The organism is Vibrio sp. MarTm2, from assembly GCF_027587055.1.
Taxonomy (GTDB): domain Bacteria; phylum Pseudomonadota; class Gammaproteobacteria; order Enterobacterales; family Vibrionaceae; genus Vibrio; species Vibrio sinaloensis_D.
This window is the reverse complement of sequence record NZ_JAPPTK010000012.1, coordinates 60,590-72,207: the sequence shown is the minus strand read 5'-3', so window position 1 is coordinate 72,207 and position 11,618 is coordinate 60,590. Positions and strand designations below refer to the sequence as shown.

Sequence of the window (11,618 nt, the reverse complement as noted above, 5' to 3'; positions counted from 1 at the left end):
ACTATACAGGGAGGCGCTATGCCTCCCTATTTGCCAAACCATTTACTCATAAAGCACTCAGTCTTTGATTATTTATGTTATGTAATTAGCAAAAATCAGGGAGTGAAGTTACAGCTTAGAAATCCATATAAAACCATCTTCCGCTGCACGCCCTCCACCACCTCTCACTCTCCTGAGAAAACTGTTCAAAATGCATTCAGTTGAGTATCAGCCAAGCACATTTTTATTGACTTTAATTTCGCTCAAACTATATTCACGTCAGATATTTAAACTCATGCTTTTATTAAATATAGCTATATAAATAGAGAACAATTAAGTGACAGTATTGGTAGGTTTTTTTGGAGCTTACGTGGCTTATAAAGTTGGTTTTTACATTTTACATGTATTTTTCGCTTTGAAAGAGATAGATGAGGAAGACCTTGACGATGAATACTTTGATTGAGGCTAGAGTGTTAATACAGCTTTGTCCACACAGTGCATCAATCATACTCTCCCACTCTATGATATAGTTATTTTCTATACAAAGTCTCTGGAATACTATTTCTATTGCTCTTTTGCTTTACCTAAAATAGGGAGAGTAAATGGGGAATAAAAATGAATAATGCTAATACGACCTTTTATCTAAAAGGGACTTTCAACGGTTGGGGGTTAGACACACCTTTCACCCAACTGTCAGCTGAACAATATTCAGCGTGCGTGGTCTTCTCGGCAGACCAACATCGCTTCAAAATTACCGATATGGATGGCTCTGAGCAGTGGACATTCTCTGGCCATGAGATAGACCCTACCACCGTCGAGTTAAACCAAATGACACCGCTTCTCACGACTCACGGCATTGGTAATGACTTGCTGTTTACGCCAAGCGCCACAGGTCGATTTACCCTTCTGCTTGACCTATCCGATGGCGCGCCAAGTCTGACCATTCAAACGGGTGGAGACAACCAGCAGACCCTATCTAAACGCGATCGCCTTTGCGCTCGACTAAACAGTGTGAGCGCACCGGCATCCGATATCCTCTGTGCAGAGGGCGCCCTTGAACCCTCCACTCTTTTCGATGCGCTTGCGATTGAAAACGATGACAGTTTTCCGTTCGTCTTCGGCGACAACGTCGATGGATACTACGAAGGGCGAACTCACCAATTTGTCTCTGCGGGTCGCTATCGTCACCATCAAGGTTGGTACTTAGGCGGTTTCGCCTCTTGGGTCGATGGCGAGCTCAATATCAAACCTTCCGCGCTCAAAGCACGCCTGCTTCCTTATGGAATAGAGCACCAGTTCTACAACGCTAAAGACTTACTCAGCCTTCACCAAGCGAAGCGAATGGCGTCGCTCACTGTCAGCACAAACGAAGCAAAAACGTTGAGCGTACTTCCAGAGCTCAATGTTGGCGTGAATGACGTCAGCGTGGAAATAGAGGGCGATGTGATCGTGTTGGCCATCAACGCCGAACTGTGCCCAGAAGGTAGCCCAAGATACATCGCCATCAGTGCCAATCAACCTGTAACTATCGAGGAAGTGTCATCAAAGCAGTTCCCAGAGCTAGAACAGCACTTATTCCTGTCTGGTTCACACTGCCAGATCATGATCAGCAGCGTTCAACCAAGCGTTGAACTCACGGCGTATCTCTGTTTTGAACACAGTAAAGCTAAAGCGATTGAACATTGCCGCCAAGCGGCCCAGCACAATGCGCTTCAACAGCATAAAACGAAAATCTACCAATTTCTTACCCACAACTATCTTTGGACAGACGACCTTGAATACAACCGCGCCGTGATGTGGGCTCGTTTGTCGAGTCGTGTCTTCGTCAGCCATGAGTTTGGCACAGGCATATGGGCAGGCTTGCCTTGGTTTAAAGATTGTTGGGGAAGAGATACCTTCATCGCGCTCTCTGGCACAAGCTTAGTCAATGGCGAGTTTGAGGAAGCGAAATCCATCATCGAAAACTTTGCCTCAATGCAACAGTTGGACACTCAATCCGTCAACTATGGACGCATTCCAAACCGAGTTACCAGCAAAACCAATATCATCTACAACACCACTGACGGCACACCTTGGATGATGCGAGAGATCCTTGAGTACATCAACTACAGTGGCGACAGAGCGTTTGCCAAGCGGATTTACCCTGTCATTCAACGTTTCATTTCTGGCGTTGAGACGCATTATCTTGATGCTGATGGTTTGATGAAACATCGTCATCCGGATACGTGGATGGACGCCAAGATCAACGGCCAAATTCCGTGGTCGCCACGAGGGCCAAAAGCCAACGACATCCAAGCCCTGTGGTTTGAAAGCCTCAACGTCGCAAAACAAGTCGCACTTCTCAACAACGACCAAACATTTGCCGAGCATGTCGATACGCTCGCCAAACATGCCAAACAAAGCTTTATCGATAAGTTTTGGGATAAGGAACACCTGCAATTAGCCGATCGTCTAGAAGACGATGATCATCCTGACTTCAGTGTCAGACCGAATCAGTTGATGGCGATGACTATTCCACAACAAGAGAGTCTTATCGCCCCTAGCATTGGCCAGCATATGGTGAGAAACTGCGTCGACAACCTGCTGTTCCCTTGGGGGATTTGTTCTCTCAACCAGCAACATCCCGATTTTCACCCTTACCATGACAATTGCAGCGAGTATCACAAAGACGCCGCCTACCACAATGGCACCATTTGGGGGTGGAATGCAGGGTTTACCGTCTCAGCGTTAAACCGTTACCACCAACAAGACTTTGCTTATCAATTGAGTAAAAACCTCGCGAGACAGATTTTACAGCAGGGTCATCGTGGCACCATGAGTGAAAACTTAGATGCCTTTCAGACTCATCCTCAGCAACTGGTTGAAACGGGCACCTATGCCCAAGCGTGGTCAGTGTCCGAGTTCGCCCGCAACGCTCAGCAAGACTATCTGGGCTTTAAGCCAAAACTCATCGCCAATAGGATCGAACTTGCGCCCAAAATCCCGTCGCAATGGCAGAGCTTTAAAGCAAGGCTGCCATTTGGAGAAAACAACGCACTCCAATTTGAATATCAGCGAGACGCACATGGATACCGCTTCCAATTAACCCCTGTGGTATTGAAAACGGATATTCACCTTGATTTCAAATTCCTCGTTGGTAACTGCGTGATTGCGGTAACAAGCGACTTGTCTTCGCCGCTGACACTGCACTTAGATCTCTCGGGCGATTGCACCTACATCTCTTCACACGCTAACGTGAAGCAGGTAGAAAATGAGTACCGCTGGGAACTGGAAAAGCTCGCGTTTGCGTCTCCGGATAGCTCAACGTGTTTTGCTTCGTTGAATGAGCGCGATTATCTCTTCAACAAACGAAAAACTGAGGGGCTACAGCAAGATAGAGACGCTATCTAAATACTAACGCTAGATAGCAAAAGAGCTCCAAACAAGGAGCTCTTTTTTATTATCAGTGTTTAGATGCTTACTTTGCGTTCACCGCTTTGACGAACACTTCCTGGGCACCTTTGATATTGAGCGCTTTCGCTTCATCAAGCAGGCTTAATGCCTTGGGAATATCACCCGATGCTACCGCAGTCTCAATCGCATTGTAGTAGTAGGTTTGCGTGTCTGGTTGCGCTTGAATCACTGGTTTTGTGACCGCCTTTTCCGTGGTCACGACAGCGGCACTCGCCGCGGCTGCACGGAATGGACGCAGCTTCAGGGTTTCCACCTCTAGCTCAATGTCCCCTCCCAATTGGTAGGTGTAGACAGGGTCAGTCACCATCGGCATAACTTCGCCAAATTCTTGCGCACGAACCTTCGCTGGGTGGTCAATTTTGACACTTTTACCCAAGGTGTCGGCTGGCGTATAAATAACAAAATAAGGCGTTTTCTCGGCATTAGCTCGGAACTTAGCGACATAGCGAGTGCGAGTAAACGCATTTGACGCTAACACTTGGAAATCATCTAAGGTCAACGTTTTTACGACCTTGAAATTGCTGTCGAGAAGTTGGACTTGAGGCGAGAATACCGAGTCATCAATCATTAAACTCGATACCGTTACCTGCACTTGTCCAGAGCGCTCACTAAAACGGAACGCTTCAAAATAACTGTTGCCTTCAGAAAATTGTCCGACTGGGGAAGAAGGGTTAATTTCGAATGAAAGCGATTCTTTGTCGCCCAGTTGAGCGAATGGGAACTTAGAGTAGTCACTGCAACAAACTTCAGCGTTGGTTGGCGCAGCCACTTGTTTATCAATCGGGGTATTCGACGCACAACCCGCTAGCAAAGCACCTAGCACAACGGCTAAAAAAGAGTGTTTATTGTTCATCATTATCTCTCACTAAAGGTTGTTTTATTAAAATGACAAAAGGCAGCCAATTGGCTGCCTTGCAGTTTATCTGGCTTAGAACCAGATTTCTGTGTGGATACCGACAATAACTTCTTTGCCATCAGTGCCACCTAGACCGATACCACCTGCACTTTCTTCTTCAGTGTTGTAGTAAGTCACGTAAGGCTTGATTTGTGGACGACCGAAGTAGTCTGCGTTAACCGTTACAGGAAGCGCTGCTTCTAGCATGTAGTACATGTTGTCGTCTTGACGACCCCATGCTGCGCCATCAGCAATTGTTTCTTTAGAGACACTACCTGTCATTTCAAAACGTAGGTTGTCGTTGATCTTGTAAGAAGGACGCGCTGCTACAAGGATACGAGTCAAATCTTCTTGATCAAACATTTCGTTAGTGATGAAGGCGGTAACTTCCGTACCTAGCTGCCAAGAGTCAGACAGGTTCGCAACACCGTAAGACGTGAAGAAGATGCTGTTTGAATCGTCAGTGAAGGTGTTGTCACCACTCCACGCACCGAAGTTCACACCGCGGTTTGCTGCTGCGCCTTGACCGTAAGCAATACCTGTTTGGCTCCAACCATCAAAGCCGTAGTAGTCGCGGTTATAGGTAATTGCTGCGCCAACGCCGTTGTCTGCTGCTGGATCCGTTTTGTTCGCACGAGTGATGTATTTCACATCAAAGTTGAAGCTACCGCCAAGCGCTTGAACGCCGTGGTAGTATGCGTTGTACGCTACGTTTGTTTCGCGGTCGCTGTTAGTCGCGTTATTGATGTCATCATTGGTGTCTGCAGCAATCACTGCGAAACCTGCTGTGTTACCGCCAAGCTTAGTTTGGAAGCCCGCACCTAGACCAGAAGATTGGTTCCAGAATTCCCCAGAAAGCAGACCCGCTGAACGGTTGAAGTATCTGTGACCACTCCAGATAGACGAATCGTCACCCAAGAAAGAGATGCCACCTAGCTCAACGTACGCTTCTTTAATCTCAAATTGCGCTTTGTCGTTCGCTTTTTGGCTACCCTCTGAAGAGTAAGCGAATGAGTTACCGTTACCGAACTCTGAACGAACAACGAAATCAGACCAAACACCGTTGTTGTGCTCTGTGTGTTTCTTGATTGTGAACTCGACTTGGTTTGTGCTTTGACCTGAAGTACCTGCACTGTGGTAATCTGGCTTACCGAACTCAGAATCGATCGTCTCGCCATCTTTCATGCGGAAGTTTGCTGACATGTAACCATGCACTTCCCAGCCATCAGAAATCACTTCTGTTGGGTTTGCTACTTCCACTTCCATTGCTGAGTCGCCTGATGTTACGTCTAACGCAACGTCTGTTTCAGCCATGACAAATCCCGATGTTAAGGCAGTCGCCACTGCAGCCGCTAACACGCTTACTTTTTTCATTATATAACTCCGTTTAGGGTTTCTTATTCTTATGCCTCGTATTTCGATACATCCTGAAAGGCAGCAACAGGTCGCGAAAAATAGAGGTAAGACAGAACTCAGCTTCAAGTGAAACCTTGTCCTCATTTGTTTCAACTGTGGCCAGATTACAGGGGGAGTAGAGAGTCGACTTCATCCGAAATAAATTAATTTTGGGGGGATGAGAAAGGAGGAGAAAACTAACCGCATGATATATTAGTGCACTAAATCACACTATCTAGGAGGAGGATACCGCGTAGGAGAAACTATTCTTAGAACAAAATGCCAACTTGCTCACTAATTGAATTAAATTCGCCACAAATTTGAAATAAAATTACATTTACAAATTTTATCCAAGGCGCTTGACCAATGTCTTACAACACGATTTACTTAAGTTTCGCTATATAGAACACAATATTTGTAAGTAATGATCATGCAGTGCTCTCATCCATATCCGTTAGGCGCAACACCCCATGAACACGGGTGTAATTTTTCTATTTACGCGCCCGATGCAGACTCGATTCAATTAGCTATCTTCGACCAATCCGGTGACTTTAAAACGTTTCAACTCGATGGCGAATACGCGGGAATAAAATTCACCTTTGTACCTGGCATTCTGCCTGGCGCTCAGTATGGCTATATTGTCGAGCACAATGGCGAGCCGCATTTAATTTCAGACCCGTACGCAAAAGCACTCGCAAAACCTTTGCATTACACGCTGCCTTTTAATTCAGAGAAGAGCTTTGAGTTAGCGCGCTGTGTGGTTGTCTCCGACGAATTTGATTGGCAAGGGGTTGAGCGACCAAACCGCCCTCGTGATGAGATGGTGCTGTTTGAAACGCACGTCAAAGGGCTGACTAAGCTCCACCCAGACTTGCCAATTGAGTGTCAAGGACGCTATCTGGGACTGGTTAGTGACGCCATGCTTGAGTTTTATAAAGAGCAAAACATTAACACGCTCCAACTGCTGCCAGTGGCTGCCTGCATGCATGAGCCTCACCTGTTAAAGATGGAAAAGGTTAACTATTGGGGCTACAACCCCTACTTGTTTATGGTACCTGATCCAAGATACGCCGACAAAGATGCCGTCAACGAGCTAAAAACTGCTATTCGCGAACTGCACCGCAACGGCATTGAGGTGATATTAGATGTTGTTTACAACCATACGGCGGAAGGCGGCAGTGATGGCCCGGTATTCAACCTAAAAGCGCTCGACAAACGTTACTACCTGAAACACGGTGAGCACTACGCTAACTACACAGGGTGTGGCAACACCGTCGATCTTTCTTATCAGCCAAGCTTGAATCTGGTGATGGATACGCTCCGATACTGGGTCAATGAATATCAGATCGATGGTTTCCGTTTCGATCTCGCGGCCACACTGGGCCGTCATGGAGAGCACTTTAGCCCAGACGCAGGTTTCTTCAAGGCTGTGGCTCAAGACCCGGTATTACAGCAAATTAAACTGATTGCGGAACCTTGGGATATTGGCCCCAACGGTTATCAAGTCGGCAACTTCCCATTTGGTTGGAACGAGTGTAACGATCGACTGCGCGATATCACCCGTAGCTTCTGGCGCGGCGATCAAGGGTTTCTCAAAGAGTTTGCGACACGCCTTATGGGCTCACGTGACTTGTACAGTGCTGCGAACTGGCCTTATAAACTGACGGTCAACTACATCACCTACCATGACGGTTTCTGCATGCAAGATCTTGTCTCTTACAAGCACAAACACAATGAAGCCAATGGGGAGCACAACCGTGATGGTCACGGCGATAATCGCTCTGACAACTATGGCGTAGAAGGCCCAACGGAAAACCTCACCATCGTTGAAAAGCGTGAAAAGCAAAAACGCAACTTCATGGCCAGTTTGCTGTTTGCGTTCGGTATTCCACATATTCTTACCGCGGATGTGCTTTCTCATACGCAACGAGGTAACAACAACGCATATTGCCAAGACAATGAACTCAGTTGGTTAGACTGGCAGATGGATGAGCGTAAAACGTGTTTCAAACAGTGGCTCGCAGAGATGATCCAAGCTCGCCAGCATTATATGGTGCCTTTTATTCGTGCGTTTAGCGGCGAAAACCGCAACGACAACCGAATATTCTGGCGCAGGCTCGATGGTTCGTTTATGGAGCATGAAGACTGGAACCGCCTCAGCTCGATGGCTCTGCACTTGGGTATCGGCGAAGAGGGATCAGAGCTGTTTTACTGCATCAACCAAACCAACGCACCCGCCAGATTTACCTTGCCAGAAAGAAAAAGCGCTGAATGGACCATGATCTGTAATACCGACTCACACGATCTTCATCAATCGATAGATCACAAACAGGTATTGGTCGCCCCCGCGTCCATAGCGATCTTCCACTCAAAATAGAGACACAAAATGAGCGATATGGTGATATATCGCTCAATTTTATAAAGCCATGCAGTCATAGACTGGATTAATATGCATTGATGTGCTTGCTAATACCGTTTAGTATACCGGGCATAATTACTATATATTCCGTATCAATCAGTTGGCACACATGGCGTTACCAAAAATACTTATTCGAACGCTGAGACCGTATATCATTCTTCTCGTTTTGGGGATGATTTATGCGGCTTATCATCAGCTCAATCAATCCGAAAAGAGTGCCTACCAGCAATCTTTTGGCAACTTAAAAACCGCATTTCATCTTATTTCCTCTCAAGTCGAAGCGGCCACAAGCAAACTCTATCTCCTCAATGATACCGATTCACTCCAGGACTTTGATTCAACCGCAAAACGCATCTTGGAGCATTCACCTGCTTACCTAGATATCATCACCGTCGATCATCAAACTGGGCAATATCGTTCGGTGTTACTTAATCCAACTCTGGCCGAGCAAAACACCACTATAGTGTGGAGTCCGCTGAATAAAGTTGACCCGAGATTTACCGTTTCTTCTGTTTACGAAAAGCAGCCAGAGCAATGGGTGTTTGCCGTCAAATATCAACAAAACAACCTCAATGAAATCTGGATTGAGTTTGACCTCAAGTACACCACACAAAGCCTGCGCGGCCTAAGAACACTTTCCGATGGGTATGTTTTTGTCGTTGATAGCTCAACGGGCAGACTTGTCTTTCACCCAGATCCGCGACGAATCGGCACCCCTTCTGTCAGCTACCATGCGGGCATCAGTGAAATGATCACTAACGGCTTGCGTTTTGGTCGGCATGAGTATTACTACAAAGGTCAATTTAAACTCTCTGTATTCGACAGTGATAACCCATTCCAATGGGTATTTATCTCTGGGACGGATAGGTCTGATGTTTTGTCCTCTTCGTATCAGTTTTCGCTAACGGCGATAGTGATTGCGTCCCTGCTGCTACTTGCCGTCGCATTTAACTATCTGACCTATCAACTTAACCAATCCCTTGCTGACCTTAACAACAAGCACGATCTACCAGATTTTAAGCACCATCTGCGCGCTATCTTGGATCGCTTCTGCCATCATAAGGGGATCCAACTCTGTTTTTATGACTCTGATTACGGTTACTTCAGCACTATCGATTACCATGGAAACAGTCACATCATTCTGAAAGACAAAGAGCTCGCCAATCGGTTTTCACCCAGCTCACTACACTATACCGCCAAGCGCTACGCCGATCCTTTGGCCAAAAAACTAAAGATCAATGGCCGACATTACACCATCCCCTTGTTCGATAAAGGCAGCTTAATTGCGGTGATTTACATGACGGCAACCTTCCCCACTTACCGCAGTATTTTGCGTATGATTCGTGACTACTCAGAAGTGGCGCTGTCCAATCTATTGCTGCACAAAAAGCTGCGCAGTAAAGATGTGATGACTCACCTAGATAACAAGCTAACGATCCGTGAAAAAATTGATTCAAACTTGGATAAAGAAGGCATCTACCTAGCGATTCTCGATATCGATCACTTCAAGCGTATCAACGACGTGCACGGGCACCAATGTGGTGACCATGTCATCCTCCATACGGCTGAGTTGATGAAGAAATGCTTCCCTAAACCCGGGGCAATGAGTTTGGCTCGCTATGGCGGCGAAGAGTTTTGTGTCTTGTTTTACGCGAACGATGAAAACGATGCCTATGAACAGTGTGAGCTGTTTAGGCAAGTGGTAGAACAAACCGAGTTAAGCTATGAAGAGATTAATGTTCGCTTCACCGTTAGCATCGGTATTACCTCAGCGCAAGATAGCCAACACACGACGATTGGCCGCGCCGACAAAGCCCTCTATCAAGCGAAAGGACTTGGCCGGAATCAGGTAGTGCTCAATACGTTTCGTGCATAGTAGAAAGGGGAAGTGGCTAAGCACTTCCCTTTTCTTTCCCAATCAACCTATTGACGCTCATACATTTTCCTTGAACAATGATTCCATGTTCAAGGAGCGCACTATGTCAGATAAACTATCCACCACCGCCCTCGCCAAGTTGCGTCAACAAGATGCGAAGGAACTCTTTACCGAGTTAAAAAACGCTGGCTATATCAACCGAGGTGACGAAGGTTGGGTGCTCACCGAGATTGGGGCTAAGTTTGGCGGTGAGTACATCACGCACGCCAAATTCGGAAAGTTTATTGTTTGGCCACAAAACCTCCTCATCGATCATGCTGCGACCAGTGGTAACACACTCTCTGCTACTCAAATAGGCCAGCGCTTTTCTCTGCCAGCGAAGAAAATCAATCAACTCCTGCAAGAGCTGGGCTGGCTTAGTCGCACTGAACAAGGTTGGCTGGTAACTCAATCAGGTCTTACTGTTGGTGGCTATCAACGGGAAGATAAAGAGACCGGTGCGCAATTTGTGGTTTGGCACGATACCATCATTCGAAATAAGCGCTTGAAGCAGTCGGTCGTCGAATTTTCCGGACAAGACGCCGAAACACACGCGACAGACAAATCCTTGTCCAGCTTTAGGCAAAAGTTTGAAGCCAAACATCGCACCCTAGATGGCCACTATGTGCGCTCTAAAGGTGAACTCATCATCGACAATTGGCTCTATATGAACGGCATCGTTCATGCCTATGATCGCCAATTGCCTATCGAACAAGACGTATTGAGTGACTTTTACTTGCCTGCAGGAAAAGTGTATCTCCAATATTGGGGAAGTGATTCTGGTGAAATCGATGCAGAGCAACGAGATAAAATAAAAGCTTTATACCAAGAGCATGGTTTTGCCCTTATCGAAGTGACTCCTGATGACATTGAGCACCTTGATGAGCGATTGCCAAGTAAATTACGAGAGTTTGGGATTAAAGCTTACTAACGCCACGTTGCTCATAGAATTAACCAAGCGATCAAGAGCATTCGTGATAACGGCACGTACGACAAAATCGCTGCGAAGTACTTTTCATTTGATATCTATGGAGAAGAGATAAGCAAATAGCCTTCGAGCCGCAAACAAAAAGCCCTCAATAATCTAATATTGAGGGCTTTTTATGTTAATGCCTTATTTTGAGTAACGCGCCATTGCCACCTGCTCTTTGGGCACTACAGTTTTACCAATCGGCGCCAGTGAAATGTAGGCGAGCTTCAAATGCTGAAGTGCGAATGGAATACCGATAATGGTAATAAAACACGCCACTGCCGACATGATATGACCAATCGCCAACCAAATACCTGCTAACAAGAACCAAATCACGTTGCCAATAACGCCTAAAGGGCTGGTACCTATGTCCATCTCTTTAGTCAGCTCATCACGGCCAATCACCTCTTGTCCGAACGGGAAGAAAGAGAAATTCCCCATCACGAAACACGCTCGTCCCCACGGAATACCAATAATACTGATGAAACACACCAAGCCGACTAGCCACCAAGCAAGTCCCATGATGACGCCACCACACAAAAACCAAATAATATTACCGAGTACTCTTAACACTTGTTTCTCCTTTGTAGAA

The 11,618-nt window shown here is 46.4% G+C and carries 7 protein-coding genes and 1 pseudogene; 5 read left to right on the top strand and 3 right to left on the bottom strand.

All coding sequences use genetic code 11. The features are described 5' to 3' along the window. Positions 1 to 594 precede the first annotated feature (594 nt). Positions 595 to 3,369 carry an amylo-alpha-1,6-glucosidase gene (locus OH458_RS18555; protein WP_269979410.1) on the top strand — a complete coding sequence of 925 codons (2,775 nt, stop codon included), beginning with the start codon at positions 595 to 597 and terminating at the stop codon, positions 3,367 to 3,369. 67 nt (positions 3,370 to 3,436) lie between these two features. Here the strand turns inward: OH458_RS18555 and OH458_RS18550 are convergent, their stop codons facing one another. After that, positions 3,437 to 4,285 (bottom strand): MalM family protein, encoded by an 849-nt coding sequence (locus OH458_RS18550; RefSeq protein ID WP_269979435.1) that lies wholly within the window; start codon positions 4,283 to 4,285, stop codon positions 3,437 to 3,439. Positions 4,286 to 4,360: 75 nt separating this feature from the next. Continuing rightward, positions 4,361 to 5,701, bottom strand: a complete 1,341-nt coding sequence (locus OH458_RS18545; RefSeq protein ID WP_269979409.1) for a carbohydrate porin — start codon at positions 5,699 to 5,701, stop codon at positions 4,361 to 4,363. A gap of 451 nt (positions 5,702 to 6,152) precedes the next feature. On the opposite strand from OH458_RS18545, the gene glgX reads away from it, so the two are divergent. The 4 genes and pseudogenes from glgX to OH458_RS18525 form a co-directional block, all read left to right on the top strand. Then, positions 6,153 to 8,099 carry a glycogen debranching protein GlgX gene (gene glgX, locus OH458_RS18540; protein WP_269979408.1) on the top strand — a complete coding sequence of 649 codons (1,947 nt, stop codon included), beginning with the start codon at positions 6,153 to 6,155 and terminating at the stop codon, positions 8,097 to 8,099. A gap of 151 nt (positions 8,100 to 8,250) precedes the next feature. After that, positions 8,251 to 10,017: a sensor domain-containing diguanylate cyclase gene (locus tag OH458_RS18535; protein WP_269979407.1), complete on the top strand. Its 1,767-nt coding sequence runs from the start codon at positions 8,251 to 8,253 to the stop codon at positions 10,015 to 10,017. Between the two features lie 103 nt (positions 10,018 to 10,120). Further along, complete coding sequence (locus tag OH458_RS18530) at positions 10,121 to 10,987, top strand: glycerol kinase (protein WP_269979406.1); 867 nt, start codon at positions 10,121 to 10,123, stop codon at positions 10,985 to 10,987. 18 nt (positions 10,988 to 11,005) lie between these two features. Continuing rightward, positions 11,006 to 11,107: pseudogene (locus tag OH458_RS18525) on the top strand (ABC transporter substrate-binding protein); the annotation flags it as partial. Positions 11,108 to 11,170: 63 nt separating this feature from the next. On the opposite strand, the gene OH458_RS18520 reads toward OH458_RS18525, so the two are convergent. After that, positions 11,171 to 11,599 carry a YccF domain-containing protein gene (locus OH458_RS18520; protein ID WP_269979405.1) on the bottom strand — a complete coding sequence of 143 codons (429 nt, stop codon included), beginning with the start codon at positions 11,597 to 11,599 and terminating at the stop codon, positions 11,171 to 11,173. Positions 11,600 to 11,618 lie beyond the last annotated feature (19 nt).